20 protein-coding genes are annotated in these 26,629 nt (G+C 53.0%); 12 read left to right on the top strand and 8 right to left on the bottom strand.

The window, feature by feature from the left end; translation table 11 throughout:
• Window position 1: 1 nt before the first annotated feature.
• Window positions 2-1,057 (bottom strand): [citrate (pro-3S)-lyase] ligase, encoded by a 1,056-nt coding sequence (gene citC, locus H3M12_RS03025; RefSeq protein ID WP_182150908.1) that lies wholly within the window; start codon window positions 1,055-1,057, stop codon window positions 2-4.
• A 30-nt stretch (window positions 1,058-1,087) separates the two neighbouring features.
• Complete coding sequence (locus H3M12_RS03020) at window positions 1,088-2,239, bottom strand: NAD(P)-dependent malic enzyme (RefSeq protein WP_129032560.1); 1,152 nt, start codon at window positions 2,237-2,239, stop codon at window positions 1,088-1,090.
• Window positions 2,240-2,390: 151 nt separating this feature from the next.
• On the opposite strand from H3M12_RS03020, the gene H3M12_RS03015 reads away from it, so the two are divergent.
• Window positions 2,391-3,335, top strand: coding sequence for a sugar-binding transcriptional regulator (locus H3M12_RS03015; RefSeq protein WP_129032559.1), 945 nt, complete (start codon window positions 2,391-2,393; stop codon window positions 3,333-3,335).
• Here H3M12_RS03015 and H3M12_RS03010 read toward each other — a convergent pair.
• From H3M12_RS03010 to H3M12_RS03000, 3 genes are all read right to left on the bottom strand, one after another.
• Window positions 3,332-4,117, bottom strand: a complete 786-nt coding sequence (locus H3M12_RS03010) for an alpha/beta fold hydrolase (RefSeq protein ID WP_129032558.1) — start codon at window positions 4,115-4,117, stop codon at window positions 3,332-3,334. The two genes, H3M12_RS03015 and H3M12_RS03010, sit on opposite strands and share 4 nt — an antisense overlap.
• A gap of 141 nt (window positions 4,118-4,258) precedes the next feature.
• Window positions 4,259-5,569 (bottom strand): NCS2 family permease, encoded by a 1,311-nt coding sequence (locus H3M12_RS03005; RefSeq protein WP_129032557.1) that lies wholly within the window; start codon window positions 5,567-5,569, stop codon window positions 4,259-4,261.
• A gap of 237 nt (window positions 5,570-5,806) precedes the next feature.
• The gene (locus H3M12_RS03000; protein WP_129032556.1) at window positions 5,807-6,790 is read right to left on the bottom strand and encodes an aldo/keto reductase; all 984 of its coding nucleotides are present in this window, start codon (window positions 6,788-6,790) and stop codon (window positions 5,807-5,809) included.
• 160 nt (window positions 6,791-6,950) lie between these two features.
• Between H3M12_RS03000 and H3M12_RS02995 the strand changes: the two genes are divergently transcribed.
• The gene (locus tag H3M12_RS02995; protein ID WP_182150907.1) at window positions 6,951-7,553 is read left to right on the top strand and encodes an NAD(P)-binding oxidoreductase; all 603 of its coding nucleotides are present in this window, start codon (window positions 6,951-6,953) and stop codon (window positions 7,551-7,553) included.
• Between the two features lie 99 nt (window positions 7,554-7,652).
• Complete coding sequence (locus tag H3M12_RS02990) at window positions 7,653-8,018, top strand: hypothetical protein (RefSeq protein WP_129032554.1); 366 nt, start codon at window positions 7,653-7,655, stop codon at window positions 8,016-8,018.
• Between the two features lie 104 nt (window positions 8,019-8,122).
• On the opposite strand, the gene H3M12_RS02985 is transcribed toward H3M12_RS02990, so the two are convergent.
• Window positions 8,123-9,259, bottom strand: coding sequence for an ArgE/DapE family deacylase (locus tag H3M12_RS02985; RefSeq protein WP_182150906.1), 1,137 nt, complete (start codon window positions 9,257-9,259; stop codon window positions 8,123-8,125).
• A 193-nt stretch (window positions 9,260-9,452) separates the two neighbouring features.
• Here H3M12_RS02985 and H3M12_RS02980 point away from each other — a divergent pair, with 193 nt between their 5' ends.
• The 9 genes from H3M12_RS02980 to H3M12_RS02940 all read left to right on the top strand — a co-directional run bounded on the left by H3M12_RS02980 (window position 9,453) and on the right by H3M12_RS02940 (window position 23,865).
• Complete coding sequence (locus tag H3M12_RS02980; protein WP_182150905.1) at window positions 9,453-13,052, top strand: PD-(D/E)XK nuclease family protein; 3,600 nt, start codon at window positions 9,453-9,455, stop codon at window positions 13,050-13,052.
• The gene (addA, locus tag H3M12_RS02975) at window positions 13,042-16,860 is read left to right on the top strand and encodes a helicase-exonuclease AddAB subunit AddA (RefSeq protein WP_129032552.1); all 3,819 of its coding nucleotides are present in this window, start codon (window positions 13,042-13,044) and stop codon (window positions 16,858-16,860) included. Before H3M12_RS02980 ends, addA begins: the two co-directional genes overlap by 11 nt.
• A gap of 383 nt (window positions 16,861-17,243) precedes the next feature.
• Complete coding sequence (gene sufC, locus H3M12_RS02970) at window positions 17,244-18,038, top strand: Fe-S cluster assembly ATPase SufC (RefSeq protein ID WP_182150904.1); 795 nt, start codon at window positions 17,244-17,246, stop codon at window positions 18,036-18,038.
• A gap of 11 nt (window positions 18,039-18,049) precedes the next feature.
• Window positions 18,050-19,333: a Fe-S cluster assembly protein SufD gene (gene sufD, locus H3M12_RS02965; RefSeq protein WP_129032550.1), complete on the top strand. Its 1,284-nt coding sequence runs from the start codon at window positions 18,050-18,052 to the stop codon at window positions 19,331-19,333.
• Window positions 19,326-20,573: an aminotransferase class V-fold PLP-dependent enzyme gene (locus H3M12_RS02960; protein WP_129032549.1), complete on the top strand. Its 1,248-nt coding sequence runs from the start codon at window positions 19,326-19,328 to the stop codon at window positions 20,571-20,573. Before sufD ends, H3M12_RS02960 begins: the two co-directional genes overlap by 8 nt.
• The gene (sufU, locus tag H3M12_RS02955; RefSeq protein WP_182150903.1) at window positions 20,551-21,027 is read left to right on the top strand and encodes a Fe-S cluster assembly sulfur transfer protein SufU; all 477 of its coding nucleotides are present in this window, start codon (window positions 20,551-20,553) and stop codon (window positions 21,025-21,027) included. The genes H3M12_RS02960 and sufU overlap by 23 nt, the downstream gene beginning before the upstream one ends.
• A 3-nt stretch (window positions 21,028-21,030) precedes the next feature.
• The gene (gene sufB / locus H3M12_RS02950) at window positions 21,031-22,437 is read left to right on the top strand and encodes a Fe-S cluster assembly protein SufB (protein ID WP_182150902.1); all 1,407 of its coding nucleotides are present in this window, start codon (window positions 21,031-21,033) and stop codon (window positions 22,435-22,437) included.
• 132 nt (window positions 22,438-22,569) lie between these two features.
• Window positions 22,570-22,902, top strand: a complete 333-nt coding sequence (locus H3M12_RS02945; RefSeq protein ID WP_129032546.1) for a metal-sulfur cluster assembly factor — start codon at window positions 22,570-22,572, stop codon at window positions 22,900-22,902.
• Window positions 22,903-22,914: 12 nt separating this feature from the next.
• On the top strand, window positions 22,915-23,865 hold the full coding sequence (locus H3M12_RS02940) for a helix-turn-helix domain-containing protein (RefSeq protein ID WP_129032545.1): 951 nt from the start codon (window positions 22,915-22,917) through the stop codon (window positions 23,863-23,865).
• Between the two features lie 65 nt (window positions 23,866-23,930).
• On the opposite strand, the gene H3M12_RS02935 is transcribed toward H3M12_RS02940, so the two are convergent.
• Window positions 23,931-24,581 (bottom strand): response regulator, encoded by a 651-nt coding sequence (locus H3M12_RS02935; protein ID WP_129032544.1) that lies wholly within the window; start codon window positions 24,579-24,581, stop codon window positions 23,931-23,933.
• A gap of 396 nt (window positions 24,582-24,977) precedes the next feature.
• Window positions 24,978-26,594, bottom strand: coding sequence for a helix-turn-helix domain-containing protein (locus H3M12_RS02930; protein ID WP_129032543.1), 1,617 nt, complete (start codon window positions 26,592-26,594; stop codon window positions 24,978-24,980).
• Window positions 26,595-26,629: the final 35 nt, after the last annotated feature.

Genomic DNA, 26,629 nt, shown 5'->3' with positions numbered 1-26,629 from the left:
TTTAGTTACCGGCAATCCGTTGACCGGCGGCGATGCGGGCCTGCAGGGTCTCTAAATGAGCCTGGATGAACGCCGCGGTAGTGGCCGGTAAGCTTGCTTTAACGGAAGCTAAATCGTTGTCGGCGATGGCTTGGCGGACGGCCGTGGCTGTAATCGGCTGGTCGTTTGCGGCCAGGCGGGGCACTTCTTTGACCGTAACTTCGGGAGGCAAGAGCTGTTCTAGGACCTGGTTATAAATGCCAGTGGTCTTAGAGAACGGCTCAGTCCCCACGTAACGGGTGGTCAGGTTCAGCGGTCGAGCAATCTGAGTCTTAAAGATCTCGGCGTCCAGTTCAGTCTGGAAATGGATTGCGGCTGCCGGTGTGGGTAAGAAGTAGGCCGGGAAGGTCGCGTAACTGACCATGTAGTCGCTCCCGTTGACCACGACAACGTTGGGTAAATCTTGCGTGCCCGCGGTAACCAGGTTCTGGCGTTCGGCCGTGGTGAAGAGCGACGCGTCGGTGTTGACCACGAAGACGTAGACCAGGTCGTTTTCCTTAGCGGCAGTTTCCACTAGGTAATGGTGGCCGACGGTGAACGGGTTGGCGTTCATCACGATGCCAGCGACCTTGGCGTCCGCCTTGAGTTCGGGGTGCGGCAAGCTTTGAATATAGGCGGTAACCCCGGTGTCGCCGGTCTCTAAGATGGCGCCACTCTCGGTCTGTGCCAGGGCATGGAAGCCCACGTATTCGAAGCTGGCCACGTATTTGGGCTTGGTGAAGACGAAGACGTGAAAAATCTGGTTTTGCGCCAAGTGCGTCAGTAACGCGGAGATGATGGCGTTGAAGTAGGCGCCAGCCTGGCTATTTTTATGGCAGGCCCCCACGTACTTGATGACGTTACCGGCCGTGGACCCGGTCGCGACCAATTTATCGCCCTCGTAAATGCCCACGGTATGGTCCAGCTGGGCCGTTTCGCTGGCGGCAAAGTTGGTGATGCCCAGGTCGGTCAAAAGGGCTTGCCACTGCTTACGGGTGGCGGAGTCGGTGAGGTATAAATCAATGATGTCGGCTTGCATGGACAATGCCCCTTTCTTTCTAGATTCGGGTTACTTTTCGGCGAAGGCTTTGACGGCCACGGTGACCGTGTCGACGACGCCGTCCGCAAAGACGCTCGGGATAATTTCGTCGGCCGTTGGGGTGGCAATCATGCCCGCTAAAGCGTGCGCCACGCTGGTCTCGAGGTCGGCGTTGACGGTCCGCAGTCCGGAGGCTAACAGACCGGCGAACAGGCCGGGGAAGACCAAAATGTTGTTGACTTGGTTCGGGTACTGGCTGGAGCCGGTCGCCATCACACCAACGTGGTGGTCGTGGGCGACTTGCGGGTCGATTTCGGGTTTGGGATTGGCCAGGGCAAAGATGATTGGGTCGCTGGCCATGTGGTCAACGTCAGTTCCGGTCAACACATCGGCGTCGGAAAGCCCAACAAAGGCGTCCTGGTCGGTCATGACCTGTGACAGCGGCGTCTTGGGAGCACGGGTCTCCCCCACTTGTTTGGCTAAGTCGCGTTGGTAACGGTTATAGTCGGTGTCGTCTGGGGTGACGAGCCCGTCTTTGTCGACTAAGGTTAACTGGTGAATCCCGGCGGCGTAAAGGAGCTTGGCCGTAGCGATACCAGAAGCGCCGACCCCGTTGACGACGACCTTTAAGTCGCTTAATGATTTGTGAGTGACTTTGGCCGCGTTGATCAAACCAGCCAGAACCACGATAGCGGTCCCTTCCTGGTCGTCGTGGTAGACGGGGATATCGAGAACTTGTTTGAGTTGGTCTTCGATTTCAAAGCAGCGGGGTGCCGCGATGTCTTCGAGGTGGATCCCCGCAAAACTCTGCGCGGTGTTTTTAATGGTGGCGACGACTTGGTCGACGGGCACTTGATCGACGGCTAACGGCAGCGCATCAACGCCCGCTAAGTACTTGTAAAGTAGAGCTTTACCTTCAACGACGGGTAATCCACCGGCGGGGCCGATGTTGCCCAACCCCAAAACGGCGGAGCCATCGGTGACGACGGCGACGAGTTTGCCACTTAACGTCAGTTTGCGTTTCATCTCGGGATGAGCCGCGATGAGCTTGGAGATGCCAGCCACCCCCGGCGTGTAGGCTTTACCTAAGTCGGCGGCGTTATTGACGGGTAGTTCGGAGCTGATATCCAGGACCCCCGTGGCGCGTTCGTGCAGTTTAATGATTTCATCTAAATCAGCCATGTGTTGCCAGCCTTCTTTCTCTTATTGTACTGTTTAAGCATACGCTGATTTTTTGCAAAATTCAAAAATATGAAGTTATTTTGCTATTTTTAAAAAGTGGTTTTGTGGTAAAATCAATTTGACTTACAAAAACGTAAAGGGGGAAAGTGACATGGATGACATTTCGCACCAAAAATTACTGGCGATGATTGCCCAGGATTACTACCTGGCGCAGCTGTCAATCGCCGATCTATCCACCAAGTATCACCTCAGTCGGTACCTGATTACGAAGCACTTGGACGAAGCTTTGAAGACGGGGGTCGTGACCATTACCGTCAACGATCCGATTGCGAGAAACGTGACGCTGGAGGCGGAATTTCGCCATCGTTATGGGCTGACTAACGCGTTCATTTTGTACAACGCCGAGAACCCAGCAGAGGATGCGACTAACATCGTCCAGTACGCGGCGATGCAGGTCCAGTCGTTGATCGACCAATCCCAGGTGGTCGGCGTAGCTTGGGGGAGCACGGTCTTTAGCATCATCGACCAACTGCGCGGTAAAATCAGAAACGACCTGACCTTCACCCAGTTTGTGGGCGACAATATGAAGTACAGTTCGGTGGCCGGCACGCGCCAAATGGTCGAAAAGGCGGCCGCTCGTTATGGAAGTCGCTACGTCACGTTGGCCAGCCCATTATACGTCATCAATGACCAGATTCGCGCGGCGCTGCCCCAAGAACCAGCGTTAGCCCCGGCTTTTCAGGCGGCGCAAAAGATGAACGCGTTGTTCTGTGGGTTTGGTACGTTGGCGTCGATTGAGTCGATTCCGGTCTGGCAGGACCACTACGGGGAGATTTTCCCAGGAGTGGCCGCCGATGATATCGCAGGCATCCTGTATGGCCGACCGTATGACCGCCAGGGCCACTTCTTGAATCAGGACGCCGATAAGACCGTGGGTTTGCCCATCAGCCAAATTTTGAAGACCCCGCGCCGGTTGGGGGTCATCCGCAATAAGTTCAAGACTGACGCGGCGTTAGGGGCCTTGCGCGGGCATTTAGTGACCGACATCGTCCTGAATGAGGCCATCGCTCAGCGTATCCTCGCGGCGGATGTTTAGAGCGTTTGGAGGAACTTCCCTAAAGCTTGGTTAAAGGCATGGGGCTGTTCGGCTAAAACGATGTGTCCGGCGTTCGAAATTACGGTACTTTGGCCGTGGGGCGCAAGTTGGGCGGTCACGGCCGCGAATTTAGGGTTAAAATAGGGAGATTTTTCTCCGGCAATCACGAAAAAAGGTACGTGGAGTTGGGCGACAATATCGCGCCAATCTTGAAACGCGTGGTCCAATAAGAAGGGCAGGTTGAGGTCCGCATCGTAAGGGTGCGCGGCTTCAACCTGTTTGACGTCGGCATAGGTTTGGTCGTTGATACGCGTGGCTGTGGCCGGTCCCAAGGGAAATTTAAGCAGGCTGGGGAACGTCTCCCAAGTTAAGTCGTTGAAACCGTACGCCCAGGTCTCATCGCTGATCATCTTGGGACTTTGGTCAACGTCCACGATGGCGGCTAAATCGGCGTCACCGAAGAGGGACACGTAGGCGAACAGGGTGGCGGCGCCCATCGAGTTACCGATTAGAATCGGTTGGGTCAATTCGAGTCCGGTCAAAAAGTCGTGCAAATCGATAGCGTGGCGCGATATCCGCCGGCCCTTGACGGTGTGCTGGGATGCCCCTTGATTCCGGGCGTCTAACGCCAGCACCCGGTAGCCCAGGTCTTGTAGCCAGGTCAGTTGGTCGCGCCAAATTTCCTTTGCGCCACCGATTCCGGTTAGTAACACCACCGGTTGGCCGTCACCACCGGTATCACTGTAATCCAGGCGGACGTGGTCATGAGTCATAAATTTCATAATAAAGTCGAACTCCTTCTGTCGAATGCTTGTCCTTAGTATAAGCCATTGGTGGGGGTGACGCACGTTTTGGTCGTGTTCAAAAAGGCGTCTCAGATTAGTCATCTGAGACGCCCTTTTGAAGTTAGTGGTTAGTGTGAGTTAGCTCGCGTTTAAAATCCAAAGGAACAGGATGAAGACCACGGCCAGACTGTACATCATCGGACCGACTTCCTTGCCACGCTTGGCGGCAATCATGGTCAGCGGGTAGGCGATGAAGCCCAGAGCAATCCCATCGGCGATACTGTAGGTCAACGGCATCCCTAAAACGGTCAGAAAGGCCGGCGCCGCAATCTCGAACTTTTCCCAGTGGATGTTCTTCAAGGATTGGGCCATCAGGACGCCGACGATGATCAACGCGGGTGCGGTGACTTGGTCGGTCACCACGGCCAGCAGCGGGGAGAAGAAAGCCCCGAAAATGAAGAGCACGCCGGTCGTGATGGCGGTGAACCCGGTCCGGCCCCCCACGGCGATGCCGGCGGAAGATTCGACGAAGGCCCCCATCGGGGAGGTCCCCAGAAGAGACCCCACGACCATGGTGCTGGAATCGGCCATTAGGGCTTTCCCAATCCGCGGGAGCTTGTTATTTTTAATCAAGCCAGCTTGTTCGGCTAACCCGACTAGGGTTCCGGTAGTGTCGAAGAAGGTGACTAGCAAGAAGGTCAACACGACGACTAGCAGTTGTAAAGTGTTGATGCTGCCGGCATGCGTCAGGCCCACCAGGAAGGTTGAATCGATACTAGGAACACCGGAGATGATGTGTTTCGGCATCGGAATCAAACCGGTGGCCAGACCCAAGATGGAGTTAGCAATCATCCCGATGAAGATGGCGCCGGGAATCCGGGCACTCATCAAAACCAACGTGACGATTAAACCAAAGATGGTCAACCAGGTACTGCCCACGTGCAAAGAGCCTAAGGTCAAGATCGTTGATTTGTCGGCTTGGACCAAGCCACCTTGACTCAGGCCGATAAAGGCGATGAACAGACCAATGCCGGCACTGATCGCCATTTTGAGGTCTCGTGGAATAGCGTCGACGACTTTTTCTCTGAGCTTGAAGGCGGTCAAAATCATGAAGAGAATCGAGGCGACGAATACGCCGGCCAGCGCAGTCTCCCACGGAACCTTCATCCCGATGACCACGGAATAGGCGAAAAACGCGTTGATTCCCAGGCTGGCAGAGATAGCGATGGGGTAGTTGGCTAAGATGCCCATCAAGAAACACCCGAAGGCGGACGCGAAGGCCGTCGCGGTGAACACGGCACCTTGGTTGATACCGGAAGCCCCTAAGACTTGGGGGTTGACGAACAAGATGTATGCCATGGAGACGAAAGTGGTTAGCCCTGCAAGCATCTCGGTTTTAAAGTTCGTTCCGTTTTCTTTAAATTGAAAGTATTCGGCAATTCGTTGCATTTACGGCACTCCTTAAGACCATAGTAAAATCCGAACGTTTTTAAAAATCGTTCGGATTTTTTCGTTTAATCAATCCTGAATTAGTGTAGCACAGCGATTAATTGATTGCAATTACGAATTAATGAATTTATACAGATTGAATTATTCGTAAAATTCGAACACCAAACTAGGCCGGTAAAAACAATTAAAAAGCCCCTCGCCGAACGGGGGCGGGAGGCCAGTTGTCAAAAGTTAAGGTTAATCGGGATCAGCCAAGGACTTACCGCTTGCGCTGTGCTTGAACGGGGTAAAGGCTTGGTCGATGGTATTGTATTCTTCAGTGGATAGGGTGACGTCGAGGGCCTTAGCATTAGCCGTGACCTGTTCGGCGCGCTTGGCACCGGGGATGACCACACTGATGAGTGGGTTTTGCATGTACCAAGCGAGGACCACTTGAGCAACGGTCGCATCGTGAGCGTCGGCAATGGGGCGTACTTTGGCTACGGCGTCTAAGGCTTGACCGTAACGTGGGGCTTGAAAGTCGCTCATCTGACTACGAATATCGTCATCCGGGAAGGTGACGTCGCGGTCGTACTTTCCGGTCAATAATCCCGAAGCCAGTGGGAAGTACGGTACGAAGCTGATTTGGTGGTCCTTTAAGTAGGGCAATAAGTCTGCTTCGTGGTCGCGATGCAATAGACTGTATTCGTCTTCCACCACGTCGACGTACCCGTCGGCGTTGGCTTCTTTGACTTGGTCGAGGCTAAAGTTGGAGACCCCAATGGCCCGAATCTTGCCCTGTTCGCGGAGCCGTTGTAACGCCCCAACGGCTTCGGCTTTGGGCGTTTGCTTGTCGGGGAAGTGAATGTAGAAGATGTCCAGATAGTCCGTGTTCAGCCGTTTGAGACTGGCATCGACCTGCTGGGTCAAAAAGTCCGGGTCGTTGTTGATGACCTGTTCGCCGCTAGAAAAGTCTTGGGCACCCTTGGTGGCTAAGGTGACCTGGTGCCGGTCGAAATCGGCCATGGCCTGCCCGACCAGTTCTTCGGAGTGGTCCAGACCGTAGACGAAGGCGGTATCCAAGAGTTGAATCCCATGGTTTAACCCGGCTTTGACCAGGGCGATGCCGTCCTCATCCCGTAAATTAGGGAAGAGATTGTAGCCGCCGACCGCGTTGGTCCCGAGGCCTAAAGGCGTGGTGTGCACGTCTGTTTTACCAATTGTTACCTGACGATTTGTCATGACAAAACCTCCTAATTAATCTGCGAAACCGGATACAAGATCCTGCACCCATTATACCCGAATTCTTGCTGGGCGAGCCAGCAATGCGTCGTGGGGGTCAACGATGTCGGGTTAGACATTTTCTGGTACACTGGGAAGCAAAGATTGGAGCGAAAAACTAATGACTACTTATTTAATTCTGGGCGCGACGCCAATTGGCACGGCCGTTGCCCAACAGTTGAGTGAAAAACCCGCCACCACGGTGCGGGTTTTACACGACCCCGCCACGGCGTTACCCGCCGAAATCCGCGACCAGGTCACGGATCTGACCGGTGACCTGCACAAAGCCGTCACCTATGGCCCGGCCTTACAGGACACGCCCATCGTCTTTTCGGCTTTGAGCGGGATGGATGTCGATTGGGCGTTAGAGGCCTTGTTCGACACCCAGTATCGCCAACAACTCCCTCTGACCCGAGTGGTGTTGTTGAGCACCGCGGGCGTGGACCAAGAAGTGGTTGGCGACCTGAATTATCCGGGTATCGACGACGTGACCGAGTATTTGAAACAACAGCGTTACGCCGCTAAGCTGGTGGACGAAGCGGAATTCCCGTACACAATCTTGCGGCCGGTCACGCTAAGTGCCGGGCCTGCGACCACGCCCAAAATCATTGCGGAAGGTCAACCGGTGCCGGCAGGTAATGTTTCACGTGAAACAGTCGTCCAAGTCGCCGTCGACCTTTTGCAACACGGGGGTCATGACTACCAATCCCTGGCAATTTGCTAGCAATTTAAGGGACATGAGGAAACTTTTTGGCATTTAGGAGGTAATTGCGGTTAATTCACCCGGTTCTTTGTTAGAATAAGAGTTATGGGGGTGAACGTAATGGCCTTAAACATAAATGACCAACAATTAGAAATCGTGCGGGAACGAATCGATGAAGCCAACCAAAAGGCCCATTTCGTGATTTTCCAATCCGTAGAGAAAGCTACGGGGAAAGTCTTACGGCTCATCACGGACATCGATAGCTTTCGGGCAATCCAAAAGCAACACAGTGATGATGCCGAGATGTCGATTATTCAAGACATCGTCCCCATCACGGATACATTAGCCCGGTGGGCCGTCGCTGAAAATCTTGCGGCGCAACAGCAGGACAACGCAACTATCTTGGCGGACCTGGAAACCTGCACCAATGACGTTTTAACCGAGAACTGTCATGCAGCGAACGCTCCCGATGAAGCGGATAACTAAGAGCCTGGCCACGGCGCCGGGCTTTTTTCGTGAGTTAGTGTGAAACCACAAAAATCCCCCGTTCAAGACGTTACTGGCGCTTTGAACGGGGGATTCGTGCTGGTTTAAGCTAAGAATTTTTCGACTAATTGTTGGTAAACGTGTTGGACGTGGGCATACTGGTCTAAGTCGACGGATTCGTTGAGGGAGTGGGCGGCACTCCATTCGCCGGCCCCGTAGACCATAACTGGAAAGTGGTTCTTAGACTTGGTGAATTCGGAGGCATCGGTAGCCCCATGAATCACAGCCAAATCGACCGGGTGGCCAAATTCGGCATCGGCAATCTGCTTGGTCGTCTGAATCAAGGCATCGTGTTGGTCACTGATGATCGGTTTGAAACTATAGTCCACGTGGAGTGTGAGTTGTGCGTCGGTCTGTTGGTTCACCTGGTCGACCAGTTCGTGGAGTCGTTGGATAACGGCAGCATTGTCGAATTCGGGAATCGGCCGAATGTTTCCTTGGAGTTCGGCGTAGGCGGGGATGGTGTTGACCTGCTCGCCGCCTTTGAAGACGGTCACGTTGTGGACCAGCGACCCAAGCTCGGGGCTGATTGGGGCATCGTCGAAACCGGTCGCTTCAGCCGTGACGAACTTGATTAGGTTGGTGACCGCGTTGATCCCTTTTTCGGGCATGGAGCTGTGCGCGCCCTTGCCCTGGCAGAAGACGTGGTAGTTGAGTGACCCGTTATGGGCGTAGACGATGTTGCCACCGGTCGGTTCGCCAATGACTAGGGCACTCAGGTCATCGGCGTAGCCTTGTTCGGTCAACATCCGAGAGCCCATCGCGCCGTTTTCTTCGCCGACCGTGCCGATGAAACGTAAGCGGCCGTTGAGCGGCGTTTGGTTGTCCGCCAAGTTAATGAAAGTAATGACCATGGCAGCCAACCCACTTTTCATGTCCGCAGCCCCGCGACCGTAAAGCCGATTGTTTTCGATGTGGGCGTCAAAGGGCGGAAATTGCCAGTTGGCCGGATCCCCGGTGGCAACGGTGTCCAGGTGACCGGAAAGAGCCAAGACCTGCTTACCCTGGCCGATTTCGGCGATGAGGTTGCTGCGACCGTGGGCGTAGGGGATGATCTGACTATCGATGCCGTGGGCGGCAAATAATTGTTTGATATAGGTGGCGACGGCTTCCTCGTAGCCGTTGACGGAATTTAGACTAACTAAGTGTTTTAGAATCTCAATTTGTTCGTTTTTTTGCATACCATTAAGCCGGCTTTCTCATCATTTTTTAATATTAACCCTAGTTTAGCACGCCAACTGGGGGTGGTGTGTAAAAATCAAGAAAAGTTTGTAAATGTCGTTGCTTTGGGACGAACGTGTGTTTGCCGGCGTAGAAAGTTGTGCTAAAATAGATGCAACGTTGTTAGTCGTCAAAAAAGGGAGGTCCTTATCTATGAGTTTACAGTTTATCCTGGGAAGTGCGGGGTATGACCACCGCACTCCCATGATTCAGGCCATGACTGAAACGCTTCGTGACCAGCCGCATGACCAATGTTATTACTTGGTGCCCAACCACATCAAGTTCGAGACCGAAGTGGGTGTCTTAGACGCGTTACACCAGCAACTGGCCCCTGACCAGCCGTTGTTTGCGCAGACTCACGTGCAAGTCTTTTCGTTTACCCGGTTAGCCTGGTTCTTCATGAAAAACGAGCCGGTCTACCAGTTACCGCGGATTTCAACGGCTGGATTGAATATGCTGATCTACCAGATTATTCAGGCCCACGCTGATGAATTGACCATCTTTCGCGGTGAGGTGACGCGACCGGGGTTCATCAGCCAACTGACCGCGCAACTGGCCGAGTTTCGGGTGGGACAGGTCACGGCGGCCGATTTGACGGCTGCCATCGACCGTTTAGCGCCAGGAAGTGCGGATTTACAGGCTAAACTGCACGACCTCTTGGTTATCTACAACGCGTTTGAAACTCAGATGACCGGGAAATACGTGGCCAATACTGATCTCCTTAACCAGTTGGCTGACTACCTGACCCAGCTTGATTTGAGTCATGCTCATTTCTACTTGGAAGGTTTTTCGCAAATGAGTGCGCAAGAAAGCCACTTAGTGACGGTCCTGATTCAACGGGCCGCCAGCGTGACCGTGGCGTTGAACTTAGATAAGGCCTATACCCAGGATTTACCCACCGTTACCGACCTATTCTTCCAGTCGGGGAAGCTGTATTACCAACTCCTGTCAAGCGCACGGGCGAACCACGTGCACGTGCTAGTTGATGATCACGCCAAAGAGCCCCGGGTCTCCGCAGATTTGTTAGCGCTTGATAAATACTGGCAAAACAGTCAAGTGGGGCGGCCGACGCCCCCGGAAGCTAAGACAGTGCCAACCAAGCTTCACCTGTTTTCGGCGCCAAGTCGTTACAGCGAGGTGGCCCACGTGGCGACCAAGATTCATCAGCTGGTGGCGACAGGGAAGTACCGTTACCGGGACTTCTTGATTATGACGCGACATTTGGATGCCTATCAGACCGTTATCGACCCGATTTTTAGTGCCGAAAACATTCCGTACTTTGACGATGCTGACGTCCAAATGGCCGACCACCCCTTCGTCGAATTAATCAACGCGTTATTCGACGTACAACGCCGAAATTACCGTTACAGCGATATTTTTCGGGTGTTGAAGTCGGAATTGTTGTTGCCGACCGATGACCACGATGAACCGATTGACGTGGCGGCGTACCGCCAAGCCGTCGCGTTGACCGAAAACTTTGTCTTGAAGACGGGCTTTGAAGGTCAGAAACGCTGGACCCAAGCCGATGATTGGCAATACACCCGGTTCACGCTAGGCAACGATGAGGTGGTCACTTCGAAAGACCAGGAAATCACCCGGCAGATCAATGTGATTCGCCATTTTGTCCAGCAAACTTTACCGCCACTTTTCCAACACTTACAACACGCTAAAACTTATACGGATGCCGCCACGGTACTGTATCAATTCTTAGTCAACCACGGCGTCGTCAAGCGCTTGATGGCGTGGCGGGACCAGGCCATTGCGGCCCAGGACCTGACTTTAGCCGGCCAACCGGAGCAGACCTGGAGCACGTTCTGTCAGATGCTTGATGAGTGCCACACGATTTTAGGCGACTTGCCGTATAGCCAGACTGACTTTCAGGCGTTACTCCAGACCGGATTTTCTGGCGCCAAATTCAGTCAGATTCCGTCAACCTTAGACCAGGTGATGTTCTCCGAAAGTGGCATCGTCCAGGCGAATAACCGAAAGGTGACCTTCTTGATGGGGGCCACGGCGACCACCATGCCGGATAATCAGGTGCCAACGACGTTGTTAGCAGATAGTGACCGCCAGGACCTCAGTGCGCAATTACAGGCAGGCGACGATGGCGCCTACCTTCGTGATGATGCCGCAACCCAACTGGCTGGCGAACCCTACTTAAATTACCTGGGCTTTCTCAGCGGGTGTGACCAATTAGTCTTTAGCTATCCAATCACTAGTGACGGAGAGGCTAACCAGGAGATTTCACCGTACGTGGCCCGGATTCGCGACCACTTTAAGTTGCCGGTGACCCAAGTGTCGACGACCCCGGCCGTGGATGGCCACGACGTGCAACAATTTGTGGGGACCCGGCGGACGACGTTGCGACACCTGGTGCAGGTCAGTCACGCCGGTCAATTAACGGGGCAACCCTTAGCCCCGGCTTGGCTTTATCTCTTACAAGTCTTGAAAAATGATGAGCAGTACGGCGCGTTGACCACTAAATTATTGGGGAGCTTGAAGTATCGCAACGAACCACACAAGCTTTTACCGGACATCGTGACCCAGCTTTACGGCACTACCATCAATACCTCGATTTCTAAGCTGGAAGAATACTACGATAACCCGTATGCTTACTTCTTAAAGTACGGCTTAAAACTCCAGGAACGGGATGTCTTCGAGTTGTCGCCGGCCAGCACCGGGGAATTCTTCCACGCCACACTGGACGCACTGGTCAAGATGATTCACGATCAAGACTTGGACTTGGCTAGTGTGGACGATCAGCAACTCAAAGAGATGACTGACGAGGCCATGGCGAAGTTGCTCGACACTACGGAGAATCCACAATTTGCCGTGTTGGAAAGTTCCAGCCGGATGGACTATATCCGTCACCAGTTGATGAAGACTATGCACCGCATGGCGTGGACCCTCAAGCAACAGAGTACCCGCACCAAGATGCGGCCTAAGGAGACCGAAGTTCAGTTCGGGATGGGCGACCAGCATGGTTGGGCGCCGTTGACTTTTGCCTTACCACATCAACACCAAGTTAGCGTGCGGGGACGGATTGACCGACTTGATATGGTCCAGGCTAACGGGAAAACTTACCTAGGCATCGTGGACTATAAGAGTTCGGCCCGGACGTTCAAGTTCGACGAGGCCTATTACGGACAAGCAATGCAGATGTTGACCTATTTGGACGCGGTCAAACGAAACTTTGCGGCGGCAATCGGGGCTTCCGAGCCGACGCCCGCGAACTTAGCGGGCGCCGTTTACCTCCACGTTCAGGACCCCATTTTGAAAGCGGAAACCGTCAAGGATCCGGCTAACCCCGTCATTGACCTCCTTAAAGCCGAACAGTACCAGGGATTGCTTTTGGAAGACGAAGACCTCCTTGAAAACATTGAATCCTTATTTGCCAAGGGAACGGGAAAATCGGTACTCTTTAGTGGACTGAGGAAGAATGGGGATGGTAATTTCAAATCGAGGTTACTCGTGACTCCGACAGAGTTAGACGAGTTGTTGGCTCACACGGAACGTTTAATCAAACAAGCCGCCGAACAAATTTTTGCTGGTCATGTTGATTTGGCCCCATTTCGGAATAGTGACACGACGGCCCTTAAATATTCACCGTATAAGTCGATTATGCAATTTGACCCGTTACTACCAGAAAATAATTATCACGATTTAGCGCCGTTAAGTCGCGCTAAAGTGATGAAGTTGATCGCCGACAAGATGGCTAACCGACAGGCAGGAGGAGTACAAGATGAGCGCTAAATTTGAGTTTACACCGAGTCAGGAACAAGCGATTCACCAGTCGGGCACGAACCTGTTGGTCTCCGCGTCGGCAGGGTCCGGAAAGACCCGGGTCCTGGTCCAACGGGTGATTGAACGGTTAAAGACCGGAGTTGGCATCGACCAATTTTTGATTGTGACGTTTACCAAGGCGGCGGCCGCCGAAATGCGTGACCGGATTCAGGCCGCGTTACGCCAAGAGTTGGCTGCGACCCAGGGCAATAGCAAGCAACAACAGTTTTACTTAACGCAATTGAATCGCTTGCCGATTGCGGACATTACCACGATGGATGCCTTCTGTATGCGTCTGCTTCAACGCTACTACTACGTCATTGATTACGACCCGGTCTTTCGCCTCCAAGACGAGACGGAAACGGCGTTATTGCGCGACGATGTCTGGAATGACTTGCGTGAAGAGCTTTACACCGCGGAACGCACAGACGATGACCAGTACCAAGAGGGGCCGTTTGCCCGCTTGACCGCCAACTTTTCGGGCGACCGACGCGATGATGGCTTGGCCGAATTGGTCCAAAATGTCTATAACGTGTCGGATGCTACCCCGGACCCCGACGAATGGGTGGCCCAGTTACCACAGACTTACCAGCTCGACAACGATAAGCTGACTGCCAGTCACTTCTATCAAACTCAGGTACGGCCGGTCATCGTTGAGCAATTGACGCAGGTTAAGGCGGATCTCACGAGTTTTCAACAAGAAGCGGAAACCAGTGGCTTCAATGATCAAGCCGACTATGTAGGTTACTTTCTGCCCGCTTTGACGAAATTAATTCAGGCGGCTGACGAGGCTGACTGGAACGACTTACGTGATCAGATTAGAGGCTTTCGGTGGCAGAATTTAGAAGCGAAGTCGAAAAATATGCCTAGCGTGTCCAAAAAAGATGAATCATATGATCAATTCGACGCTTTGAAGAAACGGTATTATGAGTCCGCGAAGGCCCGATTAGCTAAGCTAGGAAAGACCTATTTCTTGCAACCCGAAAGTGGTGTGCGGCAAACTATGCACGAAGCCGGCGAGTTGGTCAGTGAATTGGCCAAAGTCGTGACGGCCTTTCGGCACGCGTACTTACAAGAAAAGCTTCGCCGGCACGTGCTGGACTTTGCCGACGTCGAACACGCGGCTTTAGAAATTCTGACGCAGGACACAGCAGAATCCAAACGGGTCCGCACACAATTGCGGGACCAGTACGCCGAAGTCATGACCGACGAGTATCAGGATACCAATGGGTTACAGGAAGCTATTTTGGCAACTATCGCCCAACCGGCACCCCACGGTAACCGGTTCATTGTGGGCGACGTCAAGCAATCTATTTATCGTTTCCGCCAAGCGGACCCCACGTTGTTTGTGGCCAAATCTGATCAGTACGGGGCGGATGACAGTTCGGGGCAACTTATCACGTTAGCCGAAAACTTTCGCTCGATGGCCAACATCGACCATTTCACCAACTTGATTTTTAAGCAGTTGATGAACCGGCAGTTGGGGGAAATCGACTACACCGGGGATGCAGAATTGAAGTTTGGCGCGACCTATTATCCGGACGACGTCACCAGTCCAGCCGAATTGCTGGTCTACTTGTCTGATGAGCCGGACCAAGAAACTGACGATAACGAGGCCATGGACGAGACGTTCCAGGTCAATGATAAGGCCCAGGGACAAGTTTTGATGGTTGGCAAGAAGATTCAGGACTTGATTGCGGCCCAGACACCAATCTATGACCGCGATGCAAAGACTACACGGCCGATGCGCTACGGTGACATTACTCTGTTGACACCGACTAAGACCAACAACCTCATCATCACCGATGAGTTACGTCGGTTAGACATCCCTGTGGTGGTCAACGATGCGCAAAGCTACTTTAAGACCACGGAAATTCAAATCATGATGTCCCTGTTGAAAATCATTGATAACCCGTATCAGGATATTCCCCTGGCTGCCGTCTTACGGTCGCCTATCGTGGGGTTGAACGAAAACGAGTTGGCGTTGTTACGGATCAACCAGCGGACCGGGGACTACTTCCAGGCCGTCCAACATTTCCACGACACGGTCAATGCTGATCGGACGGGGGACATGCAGGCAGCGGTCTATCAAAAGATTGACCGATTCTTAAATCAGTTGGGCGAATTTCGCGACATCGCCCAGCAAAACCAACTGGTGACGTTGATCTGGCGAATCTACCAGGAGACTGGCTTCTTGGACTATGTCGGTGGGATGCCGGCCGGCGCGCAACGCCAGGCCAACCTCCACGCCTTGTACGAGCGGGCGCAAAGTTATGAACACAGTAGTTTCAAAGGCTTGTTCCAATTCGTGCGGTTCGTGGAACGGCTCCAGGACCGTGACAAGGATTTGGCCAACGCGAGCGTTGAAAGCAATACCAACGCCGTGTCGGTCATGACCATCCATAAAAGTAAGGGGCTTGAATTCCCGGTGGTCTTCTTGATGGATGCCGCGCATCATTATAACGACAAGGACCAGCAGGGGACGGCCGTGTTGAGTGGTAAAACGGGAATCGGGATTGATTACTTGGATCCCGCGACTCGTATCCGGACGCCCAGTCTGCCGAAGCTGTTAGGGGCCCAAGCCATCAAGCGGGCCAGCATCGCCGAAGAAATGCGGAAACTGTACGTCGCGCTAACCCGGGCAGAATCCCGTCTCTACATCGTCGGGACGGCGGCGAGCCGCGATAAAGCGCTGGCTGATTGGGGCCAGGCGTTTCAGAGTGACGACCTGGTGTTACCCGCGACCCTGCGCGAAAAAAAGAACTTAGCCACTTATATGGATTGGTTGGGGATGTGTCTGCTACGTACGCCACAGGCCCAACACCTCGACTTAGGCCTTGAGGACCACGAGGCGTTAGGTGCCTTAGCCGGGGACCCCACGCAGTTTGCGATTACCTTCGTGACGCCGGCGGACTTAGCGGCGACGGAACCGCAGACGGTGGCCCCAACTGACTGGTACGACCAGGCACAAGCGGCGGCCGACCAGGTCACGGCTGATCAAGTTGACGGCGCAGCGTTGACCAAGTTGATGACATTCCAGTACCCGCACCAAGCGGCGACGGTCACTACGGCTTACCAATCCGTGTCGGAAGCCAAGCGCCTCTTTGAAGAACCGGACACCGCCCGGATGAGTGCGGGCCAGGCGCCAACTAGTGGTGGCTTGCGATACGTCAGCCATGACTTTGCGCGGCCGAACTTCATGCAGACCGTTCGGGCCCCCCTCCCGACTGATATCGGGACGGCGACCCACTTGGTTTTACAACAACTCGACGTCACGGTCTTGCCGACCGCCGACCGGATTCAAACGCTGATCGACCGGTTGGTCCAAGGCAAGGTGTTGACGGCTGAAGTTGCCCAAAGATTGGACCCCCAAGCGATTCTCCAGTTTTATGATAGCGCGGTGGGCCAACAGATTTTGGCACATCCCGACCAATTGCACCGTGAAGTGCCGTTCTCACTGTTGATGCCGGCGAAGAGCCTCTTCCGCGATTTTCAGGAAAAGGAGTCGCAGGTCCTGGTCCACGGGATCGTCGACGGGTATTTGACCACGGCTGAGGGCATCGTGCTCTTCGACTACAAGACCGACCACGTGAACCTCGAGAATCAAGCGGCCAGCGTGGCTAAAATCGTCGATAAGTATAGTGGCCAAGTCAACCTCTACGCTGCGGCCTTGCACCAGATCACCGGTCAGCCTGTTGTGCACCAGTATCTCTACTTATTAGCGTTAGGCGAACTGGTTGCTGTCCCGGTCAAGATGATTCAGGGCGCGGACGATTAAAATTAAGTCAACTAAATAGATATCTCGTTATGGTCGGACCCTAGCAAAACAATTGCTGCGGGTCCGGCCTTTTTTTGAAGGGAAACCTGCCAAGCAGGGCCGTTTGTGACTGGGTCATTCCTGGCAGATTTTATATTAATGATTGAAGGCATTGGGGCTTTATCAAATATTAGGGAGAATGCCTAATATTCTTTCAGTAATATTCTGGACTACAATGATAGCAGGATTAATTCCAGACAAAAGGGCCAGCCATTGCGGGAATCCCAACGGGTGACGCAATTGTTTAATTTCACACAATATAACCGAACACCACCAAAACTTGGGGCTGACTTAATCCAGAGTTATATAAACAGATGCCGCATATTTTACGGGAGGTTAATACCATGTCAACACTTGAGGTTAAAGATCTACACGTTGAAGTTTCGGATGAAGAGAGTCAGGAGACCAAGGAAATCTTAAAGGGCGTCAACCTGACCATGAAGACTGGTGAAATTCACGCCATCATGGGGCCGAACGGGACCGGAAAGTCCACGCTATCGCAGACAATCATGGGGCAACCTGCCTACCACGTCACCCAGGGCGATATTTTGCTCGATGGGACCAGTCTCATTGATATGCCCGTTGATGAGCGGGCGCGGCGTGGCCTGTTCTTGGGGATGCAATACCCCGCTGAAATCCAGGGAGTTACGAATGCTGAATTCCTACGAGCCGCCATCAATGCTCGCCGCGCTAGCGATGACCAAATTTCAGTTATGGATTTTTTAAAAAAGCTGGATAAAAATCTGGCATTGCTCGATATGAGTGAATCCATGACTGAACGCTACTTAAATGAAGGCTTCTCCGGTGGGGAAAAGAAGCGTAACGAAATCTTACAGCTTTTGATGATCCAGCCGAAGTTCGCGTTACTCGACGAAATTGACTCTGGGTTGGATATCGATGCCTTGAAGGTCGTTTCTAAAGGCGTCAACTCCTTACGAGGAAAAGACTTTGGCTCTTTGATCATCACCCACTACCAACGTCTCTTGAACTACATTGTGCCTGACGTGGTTCATGTCATGATGGGTGGTCGTATTGTGAAGACCGGAGATGCCGATTTGGCTAAGACTTTGGAAAAAGAAGGCTACGCTGGGTTGCGTGACGATCTGGGCATCGATGTGGCTTTAGTTGACGAAGATTAGGAGGGACGAAAATGAATGCCGTTGAAAGTACTGAAACATTGACTGCGGCTCTCGTGGCCGGGGCAACCGAACACCGCGATCCGGATTGGTTGGTGGCCCAACGCAAGGCGGCGCTACCCCTGATCGACCAGCTACCAGTTCCCAAGTTTCATCGGTTCACCTATCCTGATTGGAATTTAATCGATCACCGGTTATTATGGCGGGAGTCAAATGCGGATCTGGCTTCTGATATTGAGCAACCCCAAGATCACGCCGATATCGTTCAAGTGGGGCAGACCACGGTTAGGGTTAATCTGCCAGAAGATTTGCGCCAACAAGGCGTCATTTTGACCGATCTCTTCACCGCACTAAATGAGTATCCAGACTTGGTTAGACCATACTTAAATCAAATTATTTCCGCCACCGAAGATAAGCTGGCAGCCTATCACGTGGCTTACTTAAATAGTGGAATCTTCCTCTACGTTCCTCAAAACGTGGTCGTTAGAGAACCCATTGATGCGCACCTGATCCAAGATAGCACTACGAATGCAACGCTGGTCTCCCACGTGTTGCTGGTGACGGCGCCCAATAGCCAGGTGGCGTTTACCCAACACTTGACCACCAGGGGCGACCATAAGAACCTCCTGAATAACGTTGTGGAGATTGCGGCCGAAGACGGGAGTCAGGTCAAATTTGCATCGGTTGATGAATTGGGGGTCAATACCTTGACCTACTTCAACCGGCGTGCACTGGTCAAGCACAACGCCGAGGTCGACTGGGCGGTTGGTTTGATGAACTTTGGTGATACTATTGGTCAATTCGACACTAATTTGGTGGGCGAAGGCGGTCATACCGATACCAAGGTCGTCGCCATTACCAGTGCAGACCAACGGGAAGGCATCAATACGCGGATCACAAACCGGGGCAAACATACCGTGGGCAACATCTTTCAACGGGGAGTCTTACTTGGTGATTCCGAACTGGTCTTTAACGGGATTGGGGATATCATCCACGGGGCTTCCGGTGCCAATGCCGAGCAGGAAAACCGGTTGTTGATGATGTCGCCGGGGACCCATGGCGACGCCAACCCAATCTTATTAATCGACGAAAACGACGTTATGGCGGGCCATGCGGCCAGTGTGGGTCAGGTTGACCAACATCAACTCTATTACTTGATGAGTCGCGGCATCGACCGCAAGACTGCGGAACGCTTGGTTATCCGGGGATTCTTGAGTGCGGTTTTGACCGCGATTCCGTCGAAGAACGTGCAACAGCAATTGGTTAAAACGATTGAAAGGAATCTTAAAAATGGCTAGTAACGTTACAGATTTTACCCATGATTTTGCCATCCTCAATCAATGGGTCAACGATGAATCGTTAACTTACCTCGATAATGCGGCGACGGCCCAAAAGCCGCAACAGGTGATTGATGCGCTGACTCACTTCTACCAACACGATAACGCGAACGTTCACCGTGGGGTGCACACTCTAGCAGAGCGGGCGACGGAACAGTACGAAGCCGCACGAGGGAAACTCCAGCACTTTATCAACGCCGCCGAACCAGCTGAGGTCATCTTCACCAAGGGGGCCACGGACGGGTTGAACCTGGTGGCCAGCACTTATGGTGAAGCACACGTACAGGCGGGCGATGAAATCGTGATCTCCATTATGGAGCACCACAGCAACTTGATTCCGTGGCAACAATTGGCAATCAAGAAGCACGCGACACTGAAATATATCGGGTTAACGGCTGACGGTGAACTGGACTTAGCCGACGCCGCCCGTAAAATCACTGATAAGACCAAGATCGTTGCGTTGACTCACGCCAGCAACGTATTGGGCACCATCACTCCCCTCAAGGAAGTGGCGAAGATTGCGCACCAACACGGGGCGGTGATCGTGGGGGATGGGGCCCAAGCGGCTCCGCACATTCCGGTCGACGTTCAGGATCTAAACGTTGATTTTTACGCTTTCTCTGGTCATAAGATGATGGGACCGACCGGGATCGGCGTGTTGTACGGCAAGCGAGACTTGCTGGAGCACACGGAACCCTACCAATATGGTGGGGAAATGATTGATTTTGTGACCCGCGACAAGAGTACCTGGACGCAACTGCCATGGAAGTTTGAAGCGGGGACTCAGAATATTGCCGGGGCAATCGGCTTAGGGGCCGCGGTAGATTACCTGGAAAGTATTGGGATGGCCCAAGTTGCCGCCCATGAACAGCACTTGGTCAACTACCTCTTACCGAAGTTGCTGGATCTGGATTACCTGGAAGTCTACGGGCCCCATGATCCAGCCAAGCATACCGGGGTAATCGCCTTTAATCTCAAGGGCATCCATCCTCACGATGTGGCGACCGCTCTTGATATGGATGGCGTGGCCGTCCGGGCTGGCCACCATTGTGCCCAACCCTTAATGAAAGAATTACACCAAGCGGCGACGGCTCGGGCCAGCTTTTATCTGTACAACACGCAAGCTGACGCCGACCGGTTACTCAAAGCCATTCAAGAAGCAAAGGAGTTCTTTAGTCATGGGTCTGTCGAAACTAAATAGTTTGTATCGAGAAGTTATTCTGGATCATTCGGATCATCCCCACCACAAGCACCCCTTAGCGGATTCTACTAGTAACATTACGTTGAAGAACCCGACCTGCGGGGACGTGATTAACTTGGACATCAAGCTGGACGACCATGATCGTATCGCAGACATTGGTTTTACTGGTGATGGCTGCACGATTAGTCAGTCGTCAGCCAGCATGATGACCGATGCCGTGATGGGCAAGAGTAAGGAACAAGCCCTCCACATGGCCAAGACCTTTTCTGATATGGTCATGGGCAAGCAACACCCGCAAAAGGACTTGGACGAGTTAGAGGATGCCGCTATTCTGTCGAGCGTCATGCAATTTCCAGCTCGTATCAAGTGTGCCACCCTATCCTGGTGGGCATTACAGCGAGCGTTGATGCGGGAAGAAGATCAAGATCAGAAGACGGGACCAAAGGAGGACTAAGCCATGGTAGAAGTACCAGATGTGGTCAAACAAGATCAAGATTATGAATACGGGTTCCACGATGACGTGACGCCAGCCTATTCCACGGGCCGGGGCCTCACTGAAGAAACGGTTCGCCAAATTTCGGCGGCCAAGCACGAACCCAAGTGGATGCTGGACTACCGGCTTCACGCTTACGAAATTTACAAGAAATTGCCGATGCCGAACTACGGGCCGGACCTGTCTAAGCTCGACTTGAAGGATATGCTGTACTATCAAAAAATGACCGATAAGAAGTACCGAGATTGGAAGGACGTGCCGGAAGATCTCAAGAAGACCTTTGATCGGTTGGGGGTTCCCGAAGCCGAACGGAAATACTTAGCTGGGTCGTCGGCCCAATATGAATCCGAAGTGGTCTACCATAATATGCGAAAAGACTTTGCTAAGCTGGGCATTATCTTTACGGATACTGATACGGCTTTGCGGGAATACCCAGAACTCTTCAAGAAGTGGTTTGGGAAGCTGGTTCACCCCGCAGATAATAAGTTCGCTGCTTTGAACGCCGCGGTCTGGTCCGGCGGGTCGTTTATCTACGTGCCCAAGGGCGTCCAGACCAAGACGCCGATTCAGGCTTATTTTCGGTTGAACGCGGAAAATTCGGGCCAGTTTGAACGGACCTTGATTATAGTCGACGAGGGCGCCCGCATTGATTACGTCGAGGGGTGTACCGCCCCGAACTATTCGTCGGATAGCCTGCACGCCGCGGTGGTCGAAGTCAACGTCGAAAAGGACGCGTATTGCCGCTACACCACGATTCAAAACTGGTCGGATAACGTCTACAGTTTAGAGACTAAGCGGGCGGCCGCCGCCGAGAACGCCACCATGGAGTGGGTCGACGGGAACCTAGGGTCCAAGGTCACGATGAAGTACCCCAGCGTCTACTTGAACGGTGAAGGTGCCCGCGGGACCATGTTATCGATTGCCGTGGCCAGCAACGGGATTCACCAGGATTCCGGGGCCCGGATGATCCATAACGCCAAGAACACGTCGAGTTCGATTGTCTCCAAGTCGATTTCTAAGACTGGGGGCTCGACCGATTACCGCGGGACCGTCCGCTTTGGTGAACATTCCGATGGCTCGAAAGCCCACGTGGAGTGTGACACCATCATCATGGATGACCAGTCGTCCTCGGATACAATTCCATATAATGAAATTTATAACTCGAACGTGGCCATGGAACACGAGGCCAAGGTGTCGAAGATTTCGGAGACCCAGCTCTACTACTTGATGAGCCGGGGAATTTCCGAAGCCAAGGCCACGGAAATGATCATTATGGGCTTCGTGGAGCCGTTTACCAAGCAGCTCCCGATGGAATACGCGGTCGAATTGAACCGCTTGATCAGTTTTGAGATGGAAGGGTCCATTGGGTAAAAAGATGACGTTGATGTCGCTGAAAAGCCTCACTGGGTGTGGCGATTGCTTGTCAGCGGCGGGCAAACCAATTACAATTAAACTAACAACGTTTGTGATTGGTTTAGCAGACCTCAAAAGGTGGGAAAAACTATGGCACAACCAGTTGTGAAGACTAAGTCACCGGTGGAAGAGGCGGTTTTGAAACAGCTTGAAACCGTCATCGACCCCGAACTTGGTGTGGATATTGTGAACCTCGGCTTAATTTACGGGGTAGACGTGACGGACGACGGTAACTGTACTTTAACGATGACCCTGACGACTATGGGGTGTCCGATTGGGAACCTCTTGGCCGATAGCATTCGGCAGGCGGTCACTCAGGTGCCGGCAGTTCATACTTGTGCGATCAACTTGGTGTGGGAACCTGCGTGGGACCTCTCCAACATGAGTCGTTACGCCAAGGTCGCGTTAGAACTACACGAATAATGAGGTGAGCACGTGGACATCGACGTTTTTATCGATCGCCGAAAAGCACTCAAGTTATCGCAGGTGAAGCTCTGCGAGGGCATTTGTACGCAGGCGACTCTTAGTAAATTTGAGAATAATAACCGGATTCCGTCCCTGACGATTCTGAGTCGGTTGTGTGCGCGGTTAGGCCTGACGGTCGACGAACTCTATCAGGACCAAGAGGAGACGGCGTCGCGGTTAGCGCAGGCGCTCGACACGGTCGAGGAAGAGTTGATGACCGAAGACTACCGGCGCGTTTTACGGGGGTTGGCTAAAATCAACGTGACGCAACTGGATGCGATTCCGTTGAAGATGCAATTCTATTACCTACGGGGGATCGTGAATACGCTGGTGAACCGTCAACCGGATAAGGTGTTGTTCGACTTCTCGCGGATTTTAAACGACCTCGATGAACGCCACCAGACGATTATGACCCAGCTGGCCTTTCTGGGGTCGGGGATTCTGTATGCCCGGCGCCAAGAACACGACCAAGCCGTCTTTTACTTTGAAAAGGTCCGGCACTACTTGCGGCACTTGGAGCCCACGGTTGCGGCCACCCGGGAAAATAATTATCATCTACGGGTGTTGACGCTAATTTACTACACCGCGGAATTTTACGCGGGCGACACGAATTACAAGTTGAGTAATCAGCTTATCAACTCGGGGTTGAACATGTGCTCGGACCACCACGTGACCTACTACTTACCGCGGCTGAAGTTCTTAGCCGCGCAAAATGCGCTTGCGGAGCACCGGTCCCAAACGGTGGTTTCCCAGTTGTTGGATGAAGCCTTGGCGTTCGCGCGGCTCAACCGCAATGAAGTGATCGAAGTCAAGGTGGCAGCGATGCGCAATCAGGTGCGGCAAACCAGCACTGGTAAGGCCACTAAGCCGTTACTGACGCCGGGCCAAGAGCCCCAAATGAAGGCGCAGCCCGAAAAGTGACATTGGTTAATAAAAAACGCGTTTCTCAAGTCTCGCTTGAGAAACGCGTTTTAAGTTTGGAGACCTCATAAATTGACCAGGTGGTGGTGTAGCGCGTAGTGAACTAAATCAACGTGGCCGTTAAGCGATAGCTTACGCATGATGTTGGCCTTGTGGGCTTCCACGGTCTTGGTCGAGATACACAGGCGCTCAGCGACTTCCTTGTTGCCGTACCCCAATGTGATGAGCGGAAACACCTCCCGTTCACGCTTGGAGAGAGCGTCGTAACCGGTCACCTGGGCGTGGAAATGCTGGTGGTTCAGTTGAGTGATGCTCTCGGGTTGCAGCACGATGTTTGGGTCGAGACACTTTTCGTGACGAGCCAGTGCCCGCAAGGCCGTCACGATTTGGTAGTTGGGCGAGCGCTTGAGAATGTAGGCGCTGGCCCCATTCTGGAGGGCCTGGACGATATAGTCCTGCTCCTCGTGGACGGTTAAAATCAAAATGGCGACCCGTGGCGAAAGGTCATGGAGCCGTCGAATGGTCAACAACGCGTTTTCACCAGGCATGTTCAGACCCATGATGACGATGTCCACGTCGCCCTGCTCGACGCGCATAAAGGTATCCGTCCCGTTATGCGTTTGGGCGACGACTTGGAACTGGGGTTGTTGATCGACTAAGTAGGTGAGACCAGTCCGAACGATTTCGAGACTGTCGGCAACAAGTATTCTATGCATAATAACGACTTCCTTTTAGGTTGCAGTGACCAGGTCACTGGAATGGCAGTGGTGGCGTTTCCGCCCACAGGTCGTCCTGTGCGGGGCTGCGAACTCATCTGAGCGAAAATCGTTAAAGCCAACCTCAAAATTCAATGGTGCACAAGTCAACGGTGAACAAGTTATAGACAGCGCTTACATCGTTGGGTGGACTATAACGACTAGCCTTGCGCCCAGTGGGGGGCGCCGAAACGTCAACCGCCATGCTGAACTGAAAGACTAGAGGAATGCAAAGTAAGTATATCATAGATATATAGAATAATGCAGATTAAATTTAGCGAAAACGACGAGATATATGGGGATTGAATATCTATGTGATTGTATTCACTAGACGGGGCGAAAAGCAGGCGTGCCAGTTTAGGACAGGACATGCTGGGTCACCAAATTCAAGATGTGGCACCCCACGTTAGCCATGAAGAGGTTCTCTGCATCCGTAAAATCGAGAGTCGTGAGCCGTTTGATCTTATTTAGTCGATAGCTCATGGTCTTGGGATGGATATAGAGGGCCGCCGCACTGTCCTTAATGCTGTGGTTATGGGCGAAATAGGTCGTTAAAGTCCGGTAAAGTTCGGGGTGCTGGGTATTCAAGTCCAGGAGTTCTTCGGGCACCAAGGCACGGAGGTCCGCCGGATTAGTGAGGGGTAATAAGCACCGGTAGAACCCCAGGTCGTTTAGAGTCACTACCCGGGCTTTGGGCAACAGGGCGTCGGCAAGTTGGACGGTTTTAACGGTCTGAGCGACGGCTGTTCCGAAGTTTCTTGGAAGACTCGGGGTGCTGATGCCGACTTGGTAATCACTGGCTGTAGCGGTTTGTAGCCACCGTTGTAAGGGACGTTTCAAGTCGGCTAGAGCAGTAGTTACGGGTAACGCCACGAGGATGCGATCGGGCCGGATTCGAGTCAAAACGGGGACCCAGTGTTGGCGAATAAACGTCAGAATGCGGTGGGCTACGGTGGGCTGTTGACTGAAGGCGTCCGCTGTTTGGGCCGCAGCGGTGCGACACTGGACCAACACTAGGCGATAATGCTGGTCAGCATCCAGATGGAAGTGGGTTAATGCTTGGTTGAGAGTCCCCGGTTGAGTCAGGTTTCCGGCGAACAGGTCGTCGATCAGATCGTTGTCGTAGCTCTGCTGGGCCTGGGTCCAGGTGGTCTGTTGCAAACTAGCCAGTTGTAGGAAGTTAAGGGCGTTTTCGATTGCCATGAAGTCCACGTCGGTAATGGCTTGGTTTTGGGCGAAAACTCCCAAGTAGTGCGGGGGCAACGTTTGATGAGGCAATTTCACCAGAAGTTGTTGGCTAGTCGTTTGGGCCACGGGCGCTCGAAAGTACGTGTGGCTGACCTCGGCGGGAACGGTCGCTAGCTGACGGTCGTTGATCTGAACACGGTCCAGCGGGATGGTGACATCGGTACTTTTCACGAGCGGTTCTTCCCGACCAGCGTGCAAGCGAAAGAGAACCACCGGATTATGAATTAGGCTGGCCAAGGTCTCAAGGACGGCTTGTTGCGAGCCGTCCTGAGCGGCTTGGGTGACGAAGTGTTGGTTGAGCTTCTTGTATTGGTCCAACAATCGTTGCTTATCGGCGAAGAGTCGTTGGGTGACCGCTAGGAAGAGGTCGTTGTAGTCACTCTCGCGGGGGAGTGTGAATAAGGGGAGGTCGTGTTGCTGGCAAGTGGTGATGAGTGCGTGGGGAATGGCAGATGTAAAGTTAAAGTCGGTCAAACGAACAATTATTGCGCTACACTGGCTTTGTGTTAATGCCGTCAAAAAGAGGTTGAGTCTCTGAGGTGAGGTCTGGTAAAATTCCTGTAGCGATGTCACCAGTATTTCGTGGGGCGCCATGTCGTTGGGCGTTTGTTGGTCCCCTAATAAGGCGATGTTGGCGACCGGATTCTGGCGGCCCCGTTTTCCCGCAATCAAGTGGGTGGGACGAAAAGCTGGTAATAATTGTAGATCTGCGACAGTGGTGGTCATCGAATTCCTCCTAGTTCTCTAAATGTAACCCCTTA

Source organism: Levilactobacillus suantsaii, from assembly GCF_014069315.1.
GTDB classification, from domain to species: Bacteria; Bacillota; Bacilli; order Lactobacillales; family Lactobacillaceae; genus Levilactobacillus; species Levilactobacillus suantsaii.
The sequence above is the reverse complement of the archived record's forward strand: the minus strand, read 5'-3'. Positions and strand labels throughout refer to the sequence as shown.